The 20,329-nt window shown below is 47.1% G+C and carries 10 protein-coding genes; all 10 read left to right on the top strand.

Annotated features, from left to right (window positions below):
* Positions 1 to 5 precede the first annotated feature (5 nt).
* The 10 genes from dnaN to amrB are packed head-to-tail and all read left to right on the top strand — an operon-like array spanning position 6 to position 20,294.
* Entirely contained in the window at positions 6 to 1,109 is a 1,104-nt protein-coding gene (dnaN, locus tag MESINF_RS01550; RefSeq protein ID WP_169698208.1) for a DNA polymerase III subunit beta, read from the top strand.
* Positions 1,109 to 1,585, top strand: coding sequence for a 2-C-methyl-D-erythritol 2,4-cyclodiphosphate synthase (locus MESINF_RS01545; RefSeq protein WP_231936804.1), 477 nt, complete (start codon positions 1,109 to 1,111; stop codon positions 1,583 to 1,585). Before dnaN ends, MESINF_RS01545 begins: the two co-directional genes overlap by 1 nt.
* Entirely contained in the window at positions 1,578 to 2,777 is a 1,200-nt protein-coding gene (locus MESINF_RS01540) for a type II secretion system F family protein (RefSeq protein WP_169698207.1), read from the top strand. Before MESINF_RS01545 ends, MESINF_RS01540 begins: the two co-directional genes overlap by 8 nt.
* Entirely contained in the window at positions 2,774 to 3,154 is a 381-nt protein-coding gene (locus tag MESINF_RS01535) for a hypothetical protein (protein WP_169698206.1), read from the top strand. The genes MESINF_RS01540 and MESINF_RS01535 overlap by 4 nt, the downstream gene beginning before the upstream one ends.
* Positions 3,155 to 3,178: 24 nt before the next feature.
* Positions 3,179 to 4,216, top strand: coding sequence for a hypothetical protein (locus tag MESINF_RS01530; RefSeq protein WP_169698205.1), 1,038 nt, complete (start codon positions 3,179 to 3,181; stop codon positions 4,214 to 4,216).
* Positions 4,158 to 4,736: a hypothetical protein gene (locus MESINF_RS01525; protein WP_231936803.1), complete on the top strand. Its 579-nt coding sequence runs from the start codon at positions 4,158 to 4,160 to the stop codon at positions 4,734 to 4,736. The genes MESINF_RS01530 and MESINF_RS01525 overlap by 59 nt, the downstream gene beginning before the upstream one ends.
* On the top strand, positions 4,733 to 5,335 hold the full coding sequence (locus MESINF_RS01520) for a hypothetical protein (protein ID WP_169698203.1): 603 nt from the start codon (positions 4,733 to 4,735) through the stop codon (positions 5,333 to 5,335). Before MESINF_RS01525 ends, MESINF_RS01520 begins: the two co-directional genes overlap by 4 nt.
* Positions 5,336 to 5,350: 15 nt before the next feature.
* On the top strand, positions 5,351 to 5,791 hold the full coding sequence (locus tag MESINF_RS01515) for an alpha/beta hydrolase (protein ID WP_169698202.1): 441 nt from the start codon (positions 5,351 to 5,353) through the stop codon (positions 5,789 to 5,791).
* Positions 5,792 to 5,829: 38 nt separating this feature from the next.
* Entirely contained in the window at positions 5,830 to 19,470 is a 13,641-nt protein-coding gene (locus tag MESINF_RS01510; RefSeq protein WP_169698201.1) for a type II secretion system protein GspD, read from the top strand.
* Positions 19,467 to 20,294 carry an AmmeMemoRadiSam system protein B gene (gene amrB, locus MESINF_RS01505; RefSeq protein ID WP_169698200.1) on the top strand — a complete coding sequence of 276 codons (828 nt, stop codon included), beginning with the start codon at positions 19,467 to 19,469 and terminating at the stop codon, positions 20,292 to 20,294. The genes MESINF_RS01510 and amrB overlap by 4 nt, the downstream gene beginning before the upstream one ends.
* Positions 20,295 to 20,329: the final 35 nt, after the last annotated feature.

Raw genomic sequence — 20,329 nt, 5'->3', positions numbered from 1 at the left:
TACCGATGAACTTTGTGGTTGAACGCAACGAGATACTCACGCGACTTGAAGCTGTTTCAGGTGCCGCCGCTTCAAAGACGGTCAAGCCAATACTTTCGGGGATAAATTTCTCCGTGAAAGGCGAGTCCATCGTTCAGCTTACGGCCACCGATCTCGAGACGGCAATTAAGACGGAAGTGAAGGCCAAACATATCGATGGGCAGGATGGTTTTGTGGTCGATGCGAAGGTGGCTCTCGAGATAGTCAGAAACCTACCCGAGGGAGAGATAATATTCGAGATTGAAGAGACGAATCTAATCATAAGAGCCGGTAAGAGCAGATTCACGCTACCCACTATGGATCCCGAAGAGTTTCCCGATGTGGAAACAACTACAGGTGGTGTCGAGTTCGTAGTATCCGTTTCCGCAATAGAACTGATGATCGATCGTGTAATATTCTGCGCCGCAAGAGATGAGTTTATGAGAAACCTCAACGGTGTTTACTGGGAATTCGAGGGAGGTTTTCTACGCCTCGTGGCGGCCGATGGCTTCAGAATGGCGCTTGCAGAAGAGAGAATAGATGTTAGCGTTGACGATCACTTCCTTCTGACACTCAAGAGCATGAGAGACCTTCAGAATAGTATGAAAAGCGCAATGTCTGATGAAATGAAGATTGTTTACGATGGCAGCAGGGTGGGGTTTTACTTCGATGGAACGGAGATGGTTTCCAAAGTAGTCGATGCCGAGTTCCCCGACTACAAGAGAGTTCTCCCAAAATCCTTCAAGTCGAGAGTCCGGTTGTACACTTCAAATCTCTCCGACGCCGTTCGAAGAGCCTCGATCGCCGCCAGGCTGGGTTCTGATTCCATCAAGCTCGACATAAAGGACGAGCTTCTAAGAATAATTGCGCGCAGCCCCGACCACGGTGAAGCGATCGAGGAGATAGAAGGAAAGAAAGAAGGCGATAACCTCGTCATAGCATTCAATCCGAGGTTTCTTTCGGAGTCTTTGAGAAAAATCGATACAGAAGAGGTGGAGTTGAATTTTGTCGATTCCAACAGTCCGCTGCAGATCAACCCCATAGATGTTCAGGGTTATACTTATATTATAATGCCTATTAGGTTAATATAATGTACCGGATTGGAATAGGCTACGACGTTCATCCAATAGCGAGGGGTAACAAGGGGCTTTTTCTTGGTGGTGTGATGGTATCCGACGAATTTTACCTTCACGGTCATTCAGATGGTGATGTTTTATCTCATGCGATTGTCGATGCGATTCTCGGGGCGGTCAAAGCCGGTAATATAGGACTCTGGTTTCCAGAAAACGAAAGGAACAAGGGTAGGAGAAGTATAGAATTTCTGGCCGAAGTTCGAACTGGATTGATGGATTCATGGGAGATAGTAAACATCGATTCGGTAGTGGTTATAGAAGAGGTGAGATTGTCCGAACTTGTCGGGGAAATCGAAGAGAGCATCGCGCAGGCGCTGAAGGTTTCAAGTGAAATCATGAGCGTAAAGCCTAAGTCCGGAAATGGAAGCGGTGCCGGATTCGTACAGTCGCAGGCGATTTGTCTTCTGAGAAGGGTGGGAGATATCAATGCCTGACTTTAGATACGAAGTCATAAACAGTAAGGGTAAACCCGAAAAAGGAAAGCTGACCGCCAACTCCAAACTCGATGCCCTTCAAATCCTTTCGGGCAGAGGTTACACGGTGAGCGCAATAAGGCCGATCGCATCTCAGAACAATGTGCGTACTTCGATCTTTCCTCTTTCTCCTAAAGAGGTTAGTCTATTCGCGAGGCAGCTATCGACAATGGTTTCTTCAGGGGTCAGAATAAGGGATGCGCTTCAGGTTCTTTCAACTCAAGTGCTCTTCAGCCGAAGGTTCAGGAAAATTATAAACAGAGTTATTCTGGATATAGAGAGCGGTATGAGTTTCAACGAATCGCTGGAAAAATCTGGAGTCTTCGAGCCTCTTTTCACCAACCTGGTTAAAGCGGGGGAGACCGGAGGTGTACTGGACGAATCGCTCCAGAGAGTCTCAGAGTTCTACGAAGGCATGGTCGAATTGCAGAACGAAGTAAAATCTGCAATGGCCTATCCACTGTTCATGATGGTTTTCGCGGTCGGTATCGTGGGAATAATTTCTTTTTTCATATTGCCCAACCTGATCAGCGCTTTCGGAGGTAATTTCAAGCCAACGGGAGTGATGGGGATTCTTCTGGGCATAAATGGTATTCTTAAATCTCACTGGCTTTTCATTCTGCTTGGACTGGTCGGTATTTTAGTCGGTGGATGGCTTTTCTTTAAAAGTAAATACGGCAACTATGTCAAAGAAATCTTTGGAAAAATCATACCTCCTATAAGAAAGTTGAGAAACATGACGGCCATGGAAAGGTTCACCAGAACGACCGCGGTTCTGGTTGCCAGTGGTGTCGATTTACCGACGGTACTAGAACTTGCCGGTCAGGTCTCTCAGAGTCCTTCTCTGGAGCACGCCATACAGATTTCGATTTCCCAGATCAAGGCCGGTGAAAGCATCCACGTTGCTCTGGGCCAGCAGAAAGTCTTTCCGGCGATTGTGGTTAGTATGGTCGCGACGGGCGAGGAAACAGGAAAGCTCGACGAGGTCATGTTTAAGGTGGCCGACTTCTATCACACGCAGGTTCAGAGCTCACTTAAGAAACTTGTTTCCCTTGTAGAGCCTATTATGATCATATTCATAGGAGGATTTATAGGGTTTCTGGCTTACACCATGTACAACACGATATTCGCGATGGAGCAGAGTATTGGATGAGTGTAGTGGAACTTGTATGTTGTCTGGCCATAGTCGGCATATGTATGGGTTGTATAATGGCTTTTTCGGGAGAAGCGATCTCCAATTTGTCGATAGAGTTGAGTAAGGTGGAACTCGATTGCTTTCTCGAAAACCAGAGACTGAAGGCTGTCAGAAGATCTAAGACCGTTGAGTTAATATATAATTACAGGCAGCGAAAGCTTTACTCGAACACCGGGGATTTGCTAGAGAACTGTCTGTGGAAAAATCTGGAGGACTTCAGGATAATCTTCAATGGCGAAGGTTCGATAGCGATACTCAGTGGTTCGACAACGCTATACTTTGAGAATGATACTGTTCTTACGATACAACCCGTAACGGGTAAGGTGACATACTGAGCAACGATTCGGGGAGTGAAGCGAATGTTCCAGACCATGATAACGGCACTGAACATCGATGACGGTTATACCGAAATAGCCAGGGCTGTAGTCGAAGGCCGTTACTTGAAGCCTGTCTTTTCGGTTTTAAAAACAGGTCCAAAGAGTTTGGATGAAGCTGTCAGGATCTTCATGCAGTACAATTCTCTTCCCTCCGACGAGATTTTTGTAACGAGCTTTCATCCAAAGAACGTCGTTTTCCAGCATCTCGAAGTTCCAAGGGTCAAATCCATGAAGAACCTTCTCAATGTTGCCAGCTACAAAGCGGCCTCCCAGTTCTCTCTGCCGCCAGACGAAGTCAGTGTGGCATGCCTAAATTCCTTGACCGCTCTTAAAAGCGGAATCGTGCCGGCTTTTGTCATTACCCGCAGGAAGGTACTAGATGAGTTCATAAGCAATCTCAGACAAAGTGGCTTCCCAGAGCCCAACGTTGTTGATGTGAAGCCTTTTCAGATCTTCAAAATTGCTCAAATGGACGCGCTAGAGGGCAATTACGTTCTCTTTATGGTTGACAGCGATTACTCTCTTCTGGTGATGCTCAAGGGTGATGAAATAGTGGGGCTGAACTACATAAACGGCGGTTTTTCTGATGTGGCAGGTAAATTCAGGGAAGATGATTCGCTCTCTCCGAACACGGATATTCAAAGGGAGTTTCTCACAGGATCAAAAGCTTATTACGATTCACTCATAGAGGAAGCGTCGGAACAGCTCGAGAGTATGATATCTTACCAGTTGAGGATGTATTTGACCAATACCCTATCGAGTTCTCCAAACACTTCGGCTGCCGATGAGGCATCTTTCAGCAAGTTTTTCGTGGTCGGTCAATCAAGCCTTTCTACTGCCGTATACGGCAGGGCTTTCCAGAGAATGCTCGGGGGGGATACCGGTGTTCTTGTCCTACCTTTGAAGATAAAAGAAACGATAGGAATTACTTACACAACGGCCGGACTTCTCATGAGGGGTGGTGAGCAGCTTGGTAGACGTAAACTTGTATTCAAAGAAGAAACGAGTTTGCAGGCTTAGAAATGCTTTGATCATACTATTGCTCATTGTAGTTCTGGTCGTAGGAGCGCGCTTTTTGGCCTCACAGGCTTTCGAATTCAGACTGAGGCAGATTTCGAGATTGAAAGGCTTTCTCTTCGATAACACCGGAACATACCTAACGGGTAATCTCAGGCAGGATATTCAAACGATAAGAGATAAAAAGCAGGAATACATAAACTCAAAAAACAGACTTTCAATGCAGGTAAGGGATCTTAGAACACATGTTCAGAGAAAATCTCTTGAAATGAATGTCTTCAGAACTTTAAACACCTTTCTGAATGATGAAAATGCAGTCAAGACCATTCTCACCAGGGTGAATTTCGAAAATGGTAAAGGTAACGCCTTCTATTATCTGATATACGATGGAAACAAAGTCTCCTTCCCTACCCCATCGAGCACTCCGGTTTTGCTGTCAACTCCCAATGTGCGAGGTAACCTAGAATTCGCGGACCTTTACACCCTTCAGATTATTGACCTTGAAGTGGGTGATAAACAATGAAAAAGGAGAACGACGATCTTGATTTCAAAGTGATAGAATTTTCCGATCAATCCGAAACCGGAACCCTGGAGTCCAGTGAATTTTATATTCATAAGGACTTCAAGAAACACCTTAAAAGGAAACTGACCTTTCTCGACAGAAAAGGTATCAACGCAAAGCTCTTGTTTGGAGCTCTGGTACTAATTGCTGTGATTGGTTTCTCCGTTCTGGTTGTTGTCTATTCGTACAACGCCTTTAAAAACACGACGACTCTTCTGATGGAGGTGAACGAGCTCGAGAATGCTTTTCTCGAGTTTCAGCTTCTCACAAGGGTTAGAAATGAAACAATAGGTTCAATGAGTACGAGGAGTTATCTCGGCGATCTCCAGAAAATTCTGGGTATTTCTAACAAACCGGGTGATTACAAGGGAATTTCCATATCTGGCAGGTCGAGGGATATTCTCGATCTTGTGGAGATGCTAGTGAATGAACCCAGGATAACAATAAATAAGCTGGAGTTAAGATCAAATCTGGGTTTCCCTATACTACCGGAGTCAACTCTGCCATCTAACATTATGATAGAATTGAGAGCAGATGTCTCTATCACCGGAAGTTTTTAGGATAGGATTGATGGTATGGAGAAATTGGTTGTAATAATCGTCGTTTTGATTTGCGCCTTAGTAATGGGTGGCGTTCTGCTCGCTTTCCTTCTTCAACCTGTGGAAATAACCGAAGTCACGGCCAATAGAATAAGGGTTGAGCCGATCAACACTTCAAGCTTATCCGAACCAGTCAGGATGCAAGATCACTTTACACCGCTTTTTGCCAGCCCGTCCGAGGTTATAAGCTCTATGCTCGAAGTAGGACAGGAAGCGGAAAACATAGCTTATGTAGCGTATTTCAGATTGAACAGGGTGGATTATGCCGTTCTCGATACGGCCGGAACGCAGGTCACGGTAAGGGTCGGCGAACGCGTAGATCCCTCGTATATTGTGTACGGAATAACGGAATTTGCCGTTTTGCTTAACGATACCAGCACGAACAGCTTTGTGGTTGTGAAATATTTCAGGTCTTGAACTCCTCTGACTCTAGGGGTAAATATGGGGTGATTTCTGTGAGAAAAGTCGCGGTTCTCTTCGTGGTTCTGAGCGCCATCGCTTTAGCATTTTCGAATCAACTGGGTTCGGTTATTCCTTCGATGGATGTTGAATCCGTTACCCTTACTCTGGTCTTCAACGAACCGTTCGTCGAATCGTACAACATCCAGTCAAACCCGTCGAAGACGATATACTCGCTTTCTCTGAACGGTGTGAATGGGAAGGATATGAATCTTCCTCTTCGGATGGGACCGGTTGAAGGTTTGTGGATCAGGCAGGAACCGTCACGACTCTCAGTTAATACCGCATTGCTCACACCCGCTAGAGTCGAACCGGAAATCATCGTAAGGGAAAACGTTGTGATCATAAGGTTTTTCCGGTCGAGTGCCGAGGTGGATATAGATAAATTCACAACTTACGGAATGACCATCGCCAGCGCGATGACCTATCTCTTTTCAGAGGAGATATTGAACCTTTCTTACATACTCTCACCAAGCGTGAGAGACGAGAAGATACTTGTAGGCTTCAACCTGGCTCTACCAGAAGAGATACTTCGAAACATCCTAACCTCGCTCGGTGACAAGGTGGCATATGCATATTTGAGCGACGGTACTTTTTATCTGGGTACTCCCGATGAAGTGAGAGAACTGGTCAACACTTTCTGGAGAACTTATATCGGTGTGGAGTTCAATGTCGATGGAGAAACGGTCTCGGAGCAGGTGGAAAGACTTAGAAAGACGCTTCCCGTAAACAGTTTCATAGAATATCTACCAAACGAAGCCTCGCTGATGGTATTTGGAGATCTCCAGACACATTTCATGCTTTCATCTTTACTTACCACCAACATTGTCACGAAAGAGTTTACTGCGCCTTCTGAGGCAACATCAACCGGAGTTGAGCCACTGACGGCTTACGAAACGCTTGCAAGAGAGCTAAACTCCATTCTCTTCTCCGATTCCGTCACCATAAGTACTATACCGCAGTTCAACAGGATAATACTTTCTGGCAACAGTAAATACGTCGATGAGCTTCTCGAATACCTGGAGCTCTACAGGAAGAATCTCACGTCCGAGAAACTCGATTCGAGCAGGATCAGGATAACCTACACTCTGCCGGAAAACTTCTTTCTAGTGGAAGACGTTCTGAGACTTGGCAGTAGTTCCGGTTCAGGCTTACCAGGCGACGGTACGATAGTTGGAACGATTTTGAACCTTCTCCAGAGCTATTCCAAAGATAGTGTAACCGTTGACAGGACGTTCGAACCGGTTGGAAAAGTGACCTTCGATCTGCCGAAATACCTGGTCGAGTTCGTCGAAAAGACTATGGAATCGTTTAGCAAGATATCCGAAGGGGTTACTTACTCGGTGATAAAGTACCATATGCCCGTTGTTGAAGAAACGATATCGCAAGTCGAAAAAATCACAGGTGCCGTAATCGAGACCATAGGCGAGAAGAAAGGGTACATAATCAAAGGTTCGAAAGCTTCCATAGAAACGGCTCAGTACGTTTTGAGCCTTTTCACAGGAATCACATTTGAAGATTACAGGAACACTTATATAGAGCTCAAAGCAGAAAACACTTTCAACGAGGTCAAGAGCTTTTTCGACTCCTATTTCGCTTCAAGAGGTCTGGTTGTTGACGAGTATTCTCTGGAGCAGATATCCGAAAAACTCATTTACATCTATGCTCCCTCGGATATACTCGATGAAGCCCTGGTGGAACTGGAGAACAGAGAGAAACAGATATTCAGAAAAACCGAAGATCTTATACTCGAAGTGGCTCCGGAGATCTATGACTCGGGCTTGGGAGAGCTGATAGATACACTCTTGAATCCCGAGGAATCGAAGGTATTCATCAGATCCGCAGGATTGATAGTTCTGAGGGGTTATCCGGAAAGACTTTCGGAATTGGCGAAAATCATAGAGACAAGAGTCCCCAGGATAGTCGAAATGATCGAGAAAAATCTTTCGGAACAGGAAGCCAGAATTTCTCTTCAGATAGGTTCGATACCAGGCTGGGACCTCGATAAATTCCAGACATATCTAAGAGACTTTCTCGGACCGGATGAATTTGCAACTATCACAGTTACAAGGTCTGGAAACGGATTTATAGTAGTAGGACCGGAAAGTCTTTTGAACACGGTGGATGGTGAGGCCGAAAAGCTCAGAATGCTTGAGAATCCTTTTTATAGACTTGAGTCGTCGATACCGTCCTTGAGTCAATTCGAGTCGCTTCTCGAGAGACTGGGCATCGCTGTGTCAATAATTCCCGTAGATAATCAGTTCATGGTTGTCGGATCTCAGGAAAACGTGGAAGAGGTCTCCCGACTTATAAGTCAGCTTGGCAGCGGCCTGCCGGTCGGAGGAGAAGTGACAGTTCCCGGTACCGTTTACAACTACGCTTTCGTAAACATCCCTTATGGAGAAGTAGCTGGTCTATCAGAGCTTCTCGAGAAATTGAACTTACCCGTTGAGTTCGTGAATACACCAACCGGAGTTGCCGCAGTCGCCCCTGAAGAAAGGTTGAAGAAGGCCATGGAAGTGGTGGAATCAATACTTTCAAGGCTTGAACCTCTTGAAACCGGTCCTATTGGCTACAGCCTCGTGGATGTGGACCCCGGCTCTCTCGAAAGCCTCAAAACGATTGTCGAGAAACTGAAGATCGAAGTGGATTTCGTTGATACCCCTTCCGGAATCGTTGGTATTGGAAGCGACGTCCATCTGGGAATCGTCAAAAAACTGGTAGAGGATCTTCTTAAAAAAGAGTCGGTTACCCCTACTCAGGGCGATAAAGAAACGGGGTATATGATATTCCGTGGTAGAAGCGACATCAGCATTGATTCGCTCAAATCAGTTGTGCAGGTCTTCGGATACGATCTTACCTTCACTCCAGTGTACGACAAGATCGTTGCGGTCGGAGACAGATACGACTTAAACAGCTTCAACGCGCTTTACGGAGAGATTCTCTCCAGTGAAAGTGTTGAAGATGCCAGAGTGAGCGTAGAGCTACCCGGTATACCCGGCTGGGATCCTACCAGGCTCGCTGCTTACCTAAGAGTTGTATTTGGCGAAAAGGTAGAAGAGATCTCTCTGATCCAGACTTCCAAAGGATATATATTGAACGCTCCCGGATCGATGACAGGTGCAATTAGCGAAGAGTTCGAAAGGCTTTCAAGGATCGAGAATCCCTCTTATTCCATAGAAACGAGAATGCCAAACATAACGGAAATAGACAACCTCCTCGCGAGACTGGGAATCATCGTCGATATACTTAAGGTAGAAGACTACAGTGTCGTGGTCGGTTCTTCGGAGAACGTTGCCAAAGCGCGCGAGCTGATAACTAAATTGGTTGACACTCTGGGAGTTCCAGAGCAGACAAAACCACAGATTTTCAAATTATCCGCCATAACTTCCGGAGATATGGAGTACTTCGTGCCTATTTTCGATAGTATAGATATAGAGGTTGCGCTCCTTGAATCTCCTGCAGGAATATTGATCGTAGGCAAGGAAGACCAGGTGAACAAGGCGCTCGAAATAGCCAACAATATTCTGGAAAGGAAACCCTCGCAAGAAGTTTCGATAGTGTACGAGTTTGTCGATATACCTTCAGATGGCGTTGCCATTTACGGCGAGATTCTGAAGCGACTTGGTTTGAATGTCGAACTCTTTTCCTCTCCAGCTGGTGTCCTTCTTATAGGAACCGAAGAAGATATAGATAAAGCCAGACCGATAATAGAGGCCATACTGGAACGTGAAGCGAAAACCATTGTCCAGAGTGATGAACGTCAAAGAGTATCGATGATCGTAAAAAATATACCGGGCTGGACGGAGGACAAATTCACAGATTACTTCAGAAGCCTCCTTGGAGAGGGCGAATTTGCCGGAATCTCCATAACCCCTTCCTTTAGCGGCTTTATAGTCATAGGAGCGGAGAGAACTCTGACGAAGATACAGACCGAAGTCGTCAGATTGTCGGAGATAGAGGACCCCTTCTATCTGGTAAAGGATGCTCTGCCACCGGTTGATCAGCTAGGCAGACTCTTGGAAAGACTTGGGTTGAACGTAAACATCCTACCGGTAGGAGAGAAAAATCTTATCGTCGGCACCGAGAGCGATGTAATTAAAACCGGAGAGCTGATCGACACACTCAAGACAGATCTGGATACAGGTGATGTGAAGTACGTTTACAGATTTTCCGATGTCAATCCTCAGTTTAAGGGCGTTGTAGAAAGTATCCTCTCCAGTCTGAAGATCGAAGTTGGACTGATAGAAGCGGGAAACAACATGGTGATCGTCGGTCTAGAGAAAGAAGTAAATGCCGCAAAAGAGATCCTGGACGATGTTTCAGCACAGATAGTTGACAATACTGCGGAGGGTAAAATCGGATATTCCTTCGTGGGAGTCGAGAGCTCGCAGATAGAAAGCTACGGCGGGATACTCGAGAGACTGGGGTACGAAGTGGATCTTCTCTCTTCACCCTCAGGAGTGCTGGTAATAGGAGAGGAGAAGGCTGTCAAGAGCGCGGTGGAGATAATCAACGCGATACTGGCGAGGGAGGAAGAGATAGAGAGCAAGGTTGGGGAGAGTGTCAGAGTTTCGACCGTGCTGTCGGTGGTTCCGGGCTGGGATCAACAGAAGACTTTCGACTATTTCCGCGACTTCCTCGGGGAAGACGAGTACTCTAGGATCTCGCTCACACCTTCAGCTGGAGGTTACATCGTAGTCGGTCCGGAGGAGACAGTGAAGAAACTTGAAACGGAGATTTCGAGACTGGCCCAGCTAGAGCACCCCTTCTTCACCATAGAGAAGAGCATTCCCGCCCTTGACAAGTTCGAGCAGTTATTAGCTACGCTCGGTATAAAAGTCAACATAATAGTTCTGGAAGACAGATACTTGATCGTTGGAACAAAAGAAAACGTGATCAGCACTTCTGATATTTTACATCAGATAGTCGAGACTATCTATCCTGACAGTGCTACCCAGGAAGAACCTCCGGCAGAACTTGGCTTCACCCTGATCGAGACAATACCCGAAGATATACCGGTTCTCGCGTCAGTGATCAATAAACTTGACATTCCGGTGGATATAGTGGGAATTTCCTCGGGAGCGATAGTTATAGGTCAGGCCGATCGACTGGAAGAGGCGTCAGGTGTCATTGAATCAATTTTAAAACACCGTGAGAGCCTCTACTCAAAACCCGAACCTGACTACAGATTCGTGGATATCGAAGCACCTCTGATAGATCAACTGTTACCGGTCATGCAGAAACTCGAAATACAGGTTGAGTTTCTTGAAACCCCAACTGGCGTCATCGCCATCGGGGCTCCACAGGAGCTTTCGAGAGCCATCGGCCTAATCGACTCGCTGATGTCGAGAGAAGTTCCCGAAATCCCACAGAAAGAGAAACACGAGAGCTACCTGTTGCTACCACTGACCCAGGGACTCAGTGTAGAAGCTTTAACGCCGTTACTGAAGACATTTGAATACGATATTTCATTGCTTGGCATCTCCGACAAACTCATAGCTATCGGGCGCGAAGAAGATCTCGTGAAGTTCAAGTCTCTCTACAAGAGCCTTCAGGCACAGGAGATAGATCGTGAAAGTAGAGTATCGATAGAGATAAAAAACATTCCAGGATGGACCACAGAAGATTTCGGACAGTACGCGCGTTTCTTCCTGGGTGCCGATGACTTCGCCAGGATATCGATTCTCGAATCGGTCGGTGGATATGTAGTTCTCACGCCTCTAGATCTCAAAGAACCTATAGAGAGCGAACTAGAAAGAATTAGAAAATTTGAAGATCCCGAGTTCGTTGTGAAGGAGAAACTACCGCCCGTTGAGGATCTAACGGGATTACTGGCCAGGCTAGGTGTAGTAGTAGATCTCGTTCCGATGGGCAGTTCGGCGATAATAATCGGTTCATCAGATGCGGTTCAGAGGGCCGGAGAGATATTGAATAGACTTCTGGGATCGTTAATTGTAGAGACAGTGGAGGAAGAACCTCTGGAGTACAGGATTCTAGATATTCCAGATGAAGACACTGCGAGTCTCCAGGAGATACTGGATAGACTGGGAGTAGATGTATCACTACTATCTTCACCTTCGGGTGTGGTCGCCATAGGAACTGGATCTACAATAGAAAAGGCCTCCAGTATAGTCGCGGATATAATGAGTAAGAGGATCAGCCCTCAGGTTGAGGAGCCAGTTTATACATTTACAGAAATTCCATTGGCCGATATTCAAAGCTACCAGGCCATATTGAATAAAATTGGAGCCGGTGTTGAACTGATGCAATCGCCTTCGGGCGTCCTGATCGTGGGGACGGGAGAAAAGGTCGAAAAGGCTCTGAAAACTGTGAATGCGGTTCTTGCAAAAGAAGTAGAGATGAGTTCGGCCGGAGAACAGCCAAGGAGAGTCTCGACCGTGCTGTCAGTGGTTCCGGGCTGGAGCGACGACAAGTATTCGGGTTACTTCAGGGACTACCTTGGGGAGGATGATTTCGGAAGGATATCCATAACTCCGTCCACTGGCGGATACATAGTGATAGGACCACAGGAAGTACTCGACAGGATGGAGAAGGAAGCGACGAGACTGACGAGCATAGAAGACCCGTACTACATAGTGGAAGAGAAGCTGCCTGCGATAGAAGAGCTTGGCACACTGCTGGAGAGACTGGGCCTGAAAGTCACCATTCTCCCGATAGAGGACAGATACCTCGTGGTCGGGAAGAAGGAGAGCGTGGAGAAGGCCTCACAATTCATCTCAACGCTGAAGGCTGGGATGCAACCTGCGGTGGAAGAGCCGCAGGGCTTCGAATTCGTGGAGATAGAAGCCCAGTACATAGACTCACTGGAGAGAACACTGGAAGAGTTGAAGGTGAAGGTACAGCTGATCCAGATAGGCAACAACGTTGTGATGATAGGCTCCAGCAAGGATCTGGAAGCGGGGCGTGAACTGCTTACGCCGATAGCAGAGAGATTGAAAGAGACACCTGTGGAGAAGAAAGTGACCTACTCTTTCGTGGGAGTCGAGAGCTCGCAGATAGAAAGCTACGGCGGGATACTCGAGAGACTGGGGTACGAAGTGGATCTTCTCTCTTCACCCTCAGGAGTGCTGGTAATAGGAGAGGAGAAGGCTGTCAAGAGCGCGGTGGAGATAATCAACGCGATACTGGCGAGGGAGGAAGAGATAGAGAGCAAGGTTGGGGAGAGTGTCAGAGTCTCGACCGTGCTGTCAGTGGTTCCGGGCTGGAGCGACGACAAGTATTCGGGTTACTTCAGGGACTACCTTGGGGAGGATGATTTCGGAAGGATATCCATAACTCCGTCCACTGGCGGATACATAGTGATAGGACCACAGGAAGTACTCGACAGGATGGAGAAGGAAGCGACGAGACTGACGAGCATAGAAGACCCGTACTACATAGTGGAAGAGAAGCTGCCTGCGATAGAAGAGCTTGGCACACTGCTGGAGAGACTGGGCCTGAAAGTCACCATTCTCCCGATAGAGGACAGATACCTCGTGGTCGGGAAGAAGGAGAGCGTTACTAGAACGGTGGATCTGATCCAGATGCTAAGAAGAGATGTTGAATCACCTGTCGCTTCGCGTGAATACGAGTACACAATTCTGGAGGCCGGCTCTCAAGTACTGGAAATCGTCAGGCAGGTACTCGAAGAGATGAAAATAGCCGTCACCGTTATCGGTTATGGAAACAACATGATTATTGTGGGTTACAGAGAGGCAATCGATTCGGCCGTAGATATAATAAGTTCCATAAGCGACCGAACCGATGTGATAGCCGTCGACGAAAAATTGAAGTATGTCTTTACGGAAATACCGATCGACAAAATGGATGAATTCTCGAATATTCTCGATAACCTGAAGCTCCCGGTGAAACTGCTTTCTTCGCCTTCGGGAGTAATTCTTGTTGGTGAAGAGCTTGAGACTGACAAGGCTTTAGAAGTAGTGCAATCAATACTTTCCAAATTGGAAATAGACGAGACGACGGAATCGAGATTGTTCAACAATTTAGTCGGCTGGGAAGAAGGAAAACTGACCACTTATCTCAGAAGCTATCTCGGAGAAAAGGATTGGGCAAAGATAAGTATAACTTCCATCCAATCGGGCTATCTGATTGTAGGTCCATCGGGAGTACTGGACAGGATACAGAAAGAGCTTTCGAGACTGACCGGACTGGAGAAACCTCATTACAGAATTGTGGATTCACTTCCCTCAGTTCAAAATTTGGAACTTCTCTTCGAAAGAATGGGACTCTCGGTCACCGTTGTCATAACAGATGGAAAGACCATGCTTATAGGTCCAGAGAGAGACATTTTGCAGGCATTGAAGGTCTTAGATGAACTGAAAGAAGATGTTGAGATCACACAGACAGGGGATCAAATTCTCTTCACGTTCATAGACATTCCAACCGAGGAGATCGAGAATTTCAAAGCGATCTTCGAAAGACTTGGCATTACGGTGGACATCCTTGGTACCCCGACGGGTACGATCGTGGTAGGTGTACAAGGAGCGATAGATAGAGCCAGGGAAACGGCAACCTCTATTCTGTCTAGAAGAGAGGCTCAAATAGTTCCCGGGGTGCAGAGCTACCTCGCACTAGAAATCAGAGACGGGTTCGATCTTGCAGCAGCTCAGTCTGTGATCTCAGCGTTCAACCTGAACGTTTATCCCCTTTCTGTCGCTGGAAAGCTGGTGATGATCGGCACTCAGAGTGAACTGGAAAGATTCTTGACTATCAGGAACGATATCGTCGATGAGCACAGAATAACCGCGATAGTTCCCAGAGAGGTCACCCTCGAAGAGCTAAACGGTATCAAGGAGACCCTGAAACTCGATGTTTCGGTGTTTGAAATGAGAAACAGTTTCGTAGTATACGGTAAGGAACAGGATATATCGAATCTGAGGAGCATATTGAACGAGGTTGCTGTCAAACAGCCGGCAGAAGAAGCTCCACAGATAGAGACGCTCACGAACGTTGGAGTTGACCTGGATTATTTGAGAGAAATCTTGGCGAGTATGGGGATAAACATCAAAGTTTACGGTGAAGGAGATAGCATAGTCGCCGTCGGCAAACCGTCGGAACTGAACTCCCTCAAGAATCTCTTGAAAAAGATCGATTCCACTTCTACTGCAACTGAGACCACTGTTGCCTTCTATCCTTTGCTTGAAGGTTGGACTGGAGAAATCCTGGGCAATTTCCTGCAGGCCATGAATGTGGATGTTCTGGTTTTCCAGGAGAGTAGTCGGGGTTATCTTCTGATTGGTGTTCGAAAGGATCTTGAGAAGGTGAAAGCTCTTCTTGACGATCTGGATATAAAGATCAAGAAAGCAACTGAGCTTTACGCCATTCCTTCAGGTATGGAATTTGAAGAGTTGCGCGATACACTTTTGTCTTCTGGATTCAACCTCTCCTACACGAGACTCGGACAGAGCATGTCTATCTCGGGGCCTGAAGAAGACGTGAAAATGGCCATTGCTATGCTCGACGAAATTATCAGGAGCGGACTTGGGAAGGCCCTTTCCTACACTCTTATCGATCTGCCCGCGGAATTAACCCTCGAAAAGTTCCAGAAGATAATGACCGATATGGGCCTGAGCATATCCACAGTTCAGATCGATAGTCGCTTGATGTTGATTGGTCCTGACAGCGATCTCAGAAAAGCGGGTGATATCGTTGAGTATTTGAGACCGGAGGAAGCCCTAGAAGACATTGAGAAGATCTACTCCGTCGTTGCACTTCCAGAGACTTTGACAATGGAAGAAGCCGGTCTCCTGGCCGAGAGGCTCGGATTGAACGTGGAGATGATCCCGGTTGCCGGGAATATTGTAGTTATAGGAACTACGGGCAGTGTGGATTCCTTCAAGAGTCTTATGACTAATATATCGGGCGCTCTGGAAGGCGGAAGCAAAGAGACGGTCTCCTACAAGATATCCTCGCTTCCGTCCGGTGTAGGACTGACCGAGTTCGAATCGCTGCTGGATTCGCTCAAGATATCATCCAGGATCGTCCAGGTTTCCGATTCTATAGTCTTCGTAGGAACTAGTGAAGAGAACGCTCTGGCCGAGAAATTGCTTTCAGAGTTCAGACCAGAGGAAGTTCCGGTGCAGTATGTTACCAGAGAGTATACGACGATTTCGATGCCGACAGGCTTCGATCTTGCATCTCTCTCTGGCATTCTCGAAAAGATAGGCCTTGAGGCCGATCTCACGCAGGTCGGTAATGTGCTAATTCTGGTGGGAGATCCACAATCTCTGCCGAAGGTCGTAAGTGTAATAAGCGATTTACATGGCACCAGTAGCAGGCCCGAGGTGATGAAGCTCGCTTATGAGGTCATCGACGTACCGGCTGATATGAATATCGACGTTGTGAACGAAGCTATAAATTCCTTGAAGATCCCCAGCACTATCATCAGGAACGGCAATAAACTCCTCGTAACGGGAAGTATTGCGGACATAGAAGAGACCAGGAGACTCGTCGAGATCTTCAGACCCGAACAATCGGCCGAATCTGTGGAGAAGGCATACAGGCTACTTTCTTTGCCGTCGGGATTCACGTTATTCGATGTGGAAAAGGCGCTGGGAAAGACCGGTATCGAACTCGAACTCTTGCAAGTGGGTAATGTATTGTTACTCGCCGGAAAGACCGAATCTCTGGACGAAGCTGAGTCGCTTCTTGAAAAATTGATAATGGTTTCCACCGGCGATACCGGTGAGAGAAACACCTACGAAATCGTGAAAATAAAGGAAGGAGTAACGACGCAGTTGTTGGGTCAGCTGTTCAGGCTCATCGGGATATCTGTTGAAATCCTGGAAAACGAGGACTGGATGGTTTTCACCGGTAGTGAAGGGGGTGTAAAAGCTGCGCTGGATGTCTTCGAATCGCTGTCCAAAGACATTGGCGGTACCGAAGAGCCGCTATCCTATACTATCACGATACTGCCCAAGAATTTAACTATCGGGCAGCTCCAGACGGCCTTCGAGTCCATACAGATACCTATTCGATTGATAGAAGCCGGCGATTACGCCATCATGGTAGGTACAAAAGACTCCCTTAGCAAGGGACAGCAGTTGATATCTTCACTCCGCATCGGCATCGACGCGAGCGGTACATCGACCGATGGATCGATATCGTATGTAACCTTCGCAATGCCGGTCGGAACTGAGATCGGCCAGCTCGAAACGATCGCGGGCTTGATGGAATTGAAGTTGAAGTTCCAGATCGTCGGTGATAGAGTCTTCATGATAGGAACGGAAAAGGACTTGAAGAGTTTCGAGGAGATTCTTAAAGGACTGGTCGTTGAGAAAACTGGTGTGATAAACCAGTTCAGGTTCATCAAAGCCATCACTGGAATAGATTCAGTTACTCTAAACATGTATCTCACCGCCAAGGGAATAGGACTCGCAGGAATATACGATGTGAGCGGTGGATATCTTTTGGTAGGCGATACAGAATCGATCGATCTGGCACAGGCGGCTGTTAATTACATAGACGACAACCAGCGTGTACACTTCGAGTACGTAGACCTTCCCGAGAACCTGGATCCCGAAATTCTACAGAGAATGGCCGAAGATCTCTTACTGGACGTTTCTATAATTCAGGTGAGTCCATCTCGCTATATGCTGGTTGGTGCCGCCGAGGATGTACAGAATCTGATAACCGTGATTTTCCAGGCGGCCGGTGCCGGCGAAAAGCTCCTGGATTATAGTATTGTTGCCCTTAGTCCTACACTTGAAAAGGAGCTTGATCTGGAGGCTTTACGGAACATTCTCGAAGAGATAGGCATAAAGGTAACGATTGGAAAGTTCAGCGGAAGATTGATATTTGTAGGCAAGGCGAACGCTATCGAAGCTTCCACAAACCTTCTAGAAAAACTTCGCACTTCCATGGAAGAGAATGGAAGCGGGAAACAAACTTTTTATGAGCTTCCGGTGATTGGTGGATGGAGTGTGGTGGATATTCAGAACTACCTTGAAGCCGCCGGTATAAAGTTGGGTTCGGTGATCGAATATGCAGGCAGGATAGTTGGAATAGGTGCTCAGAACGACCTGGCTATGGCCGAGGAAGCGCTCCTGTTCATTGCCAACAAGGCGGCCAGAGAATCCGTTAGGATCGACAAAGGTCTGGTGACGCAGATTCAACTCTCGGAAATGATAAGCAAACTGAACCTGAAGGCGGAGTTCGTGGAACTGGATAAACAATGGCTGCTCATAGGAGATCCGGATTCCCTGATGAAATTAACAAAAACGATTGAAGAAGCAGCGGCCGACAGAGAGATATCCAGATACGTTACTGATCTAACGGTAGATCCTCAGGAGCTCGCCTCTCTGCTCAGAGAAGCTATAGATGGCCTGACGGTACAGACCTTCGAGAACCTGCAGATGATACTTCTTAAATCCAAGAGCTCAATGGTTCTAGACAACGCCGAAGCGATGATAAAGAATGTTCAAGAGTCCAGGAAGGCCGTGGATCCAGTCGAGAAGGGTGTTACAGTCAGCGGGTCAAAGATTGGCATAGATGTGGTTAACCAGGACCTCGAAAGGTTGCTTAGAGTCGTAGCGGGAAAGCTCGATATTCCCTTGCTGTTCATAGATGTGATAGATGAAAACATAACCATGTCCGTCAAAGAGATCGATTGGGAAAGTCTGGTTAAGGTTATCAACGCTACGAAACCCGTCTCCATAAGCAGGATAGACAATATATACGCCGTAACTAAGAAGGAACAGAAGTCCGGTCAGGAAGCGACGGACATAGAGCTCGTATATCGCGTTTACCACAACGTCGAAGAAGTGACGAAACTGATCGAATTCTACGGCGGAGAGGTTCTTTCCGACCCGGTCAACGGTTACATAGTAGTTAGAGGGCTCGCAAAGTCCAAAGTGGACAGCATATTCGACGAAATCGCCAGTTCTCTGGCCAAACCGAAGAAGCAGGTCAGAATAGAGACCAAACTAGTGGATAAGTCGTTAGTGGATGAGATGCAGAGAGATTTCACCACGTCCTTGGAAATCACGAATCCCGATGTAATAATCCAGAACGGTTCTATCGATCTGAATTTCAAGATCTTCGAAAACCTCGATATCTCGAAGATACTGGACAGCATAGTGAACACTGCAAATGCCAACATCAGTGCCGATCTCAAGGATAGAGACGCTGATTCCGACCTTATATCCAGCCCCTCGATAGTTTCGATGAGCGGTGAAGAGGCGACCATTCATATAGGAGACACCATACCATATCTGGTGAAAAAGATAGAGTACGTCGATGGTCGGCCGGTGGAAATCGAGACCATAGAGAATCTCAACACCGGTGTCGAGTTACGCATAACTCCCACGGTCAACGATGATGGGAAGATTCTTCTCGACCTCTATATAAAGGTCAGCGAACCCGAGAAATATGTCGATGGCACCAGAACGCTCTACGGTGAAAAGACCAGAGAGGCCAAGAGCAAACTTGTGATTGGTGATGGCAATACACTGACAATCGGTGGACTGGTAGCAAACAAAGACTCCGTGAATGTCAACAAGATGCCTTTCTTGAGCGATCTGCCATTCATCGGTAAGCTTTTCACCACCGAGACCAAGACCACCGATAAGAGAGAGCTTGTTATCTTCATCACGGCGGAGGTGGTACAGCCTTGACGAGAAAACCCGTTGTCAGCGGAAAGTTTTACGCCGGCGACAGCGAGGATCTAAAGATTCAGATAAAAAATTGCTTTTTGCACCCGGCCGGTCCGGGGATGTTGCCGACCGGCGGAGGGCAGAAGAGAGGATTGTCCGGTCTCATAGTACCCCATGCCGGCTATATGGCCAGCGGCCCCGTGGCGGCCTGGGGATACTACGAAGCCTCTCTGTTGGTTCAACCGGCTGTTGTCTTGATAGTGGGTCCAAATCATACTGGACTAGGTACCAGACTGTCTATCTGGACTGATGGGGCCTGGTCGACTCCTTTTGGAGAAGTGGGTATCGATGAAGATCTCTGCAGAAAGCTGATAGACAACTCTAAGGGCCTGATTCAGGCAGATACGTCGGCGCATCTCTACGAGCATTCAATAGAAGTGCAGCTTCCCTTCCTCCAGTACGTCTATTCTCAAATAAGCATAGTTCCGATCGTGATGACTGATCAGAGGCTTGAGCTAGCACTGATTCTGGGCGATATAGTAAAGAATTCTATAGGCGATAGAGAGGATTTGTTGATAATAGCCTCCTCTGACCTTAACCACTACGAGCCTCACGAAACAACGATGAAGAAGGATTCCAGACTGGTCCAGCTTCTGGTAGACGGGAAATACGAAGAAGCGTACAGCCTGGCCGGAAAAGAACGTATAAGTGCCTGTGGATTGGGACCAATGGTTGCGGTAAGAAGTATGTTCACGGAAATGAAAGTTCTCAAAAACACTTCCAGCGGCGAAATTATAGGCGATAGATACCGTACGGTCGGTTATCTGGCGAGTATCCTCAGATAATTCCTCTTCTCGCGACTGAGTAACCACCATGCTAT

This window comes from Mesotoga infera (genome assembly GCF_900157305.1).
Lineage (GTDB): Bacteria > Thermotogota > Thermotogae > Petrotogales > Kosmotogaceae > Mesotoga > Mesotoga infera.
Note: the sequence above shows the minus strand (reverse complement) of the source record. Positions and strands in the feature narration are given on the sequence as shown.

Coding starts and splice junctions, on each gene's coding strand:
- dnaN (WP_169698208.1), top strand. CDS start 6: ATGAACTTTGTGGTTGAACGCAACGAGATACTCACGCGACTTGAAGCT.
- MESINF_RS01545 (WP_231936804.1), top strand. CDS start 1,109: ATGTACCGGATTGGAATAGGCTACGACGTTCATCCAATAGCGAGGGGT.
- MESINF_RS01540 (WP_169698207.1), top strand. CDS start 1,578: ATGCCTGACTTTAGATACGAAGTCATAAACAGTAAGGGTAAACCCGAA.
- MESINF_RS01535 (WP_169698206.1), top strand. CDS start 2,774: ATGAGTGTAGTGGAACTTGTATGTTGTCTGGCCATAGTCGGCATATGT.
- MESINF_RS01530 (WP_169698205.1), top strand. CDS start 3,179: ATGTTCCAGACCATGATAACGGCACTGAACATCGATGACGGTTATACC.
- MESINF_RS01520 (WP_169698203.1), top strand. CDS start 4,733: ATGAAAAAGGAGAACGACGATCTTGATTTCAAAGTGATAGAATTTTCC.
- MESINF_RS01515 (WP_169698202.1), top strand. CDS start 5,351: ATGGAGAAATTGGTTGTAATAATCGTCGTTTTGATTTGCGCCTTAGTA.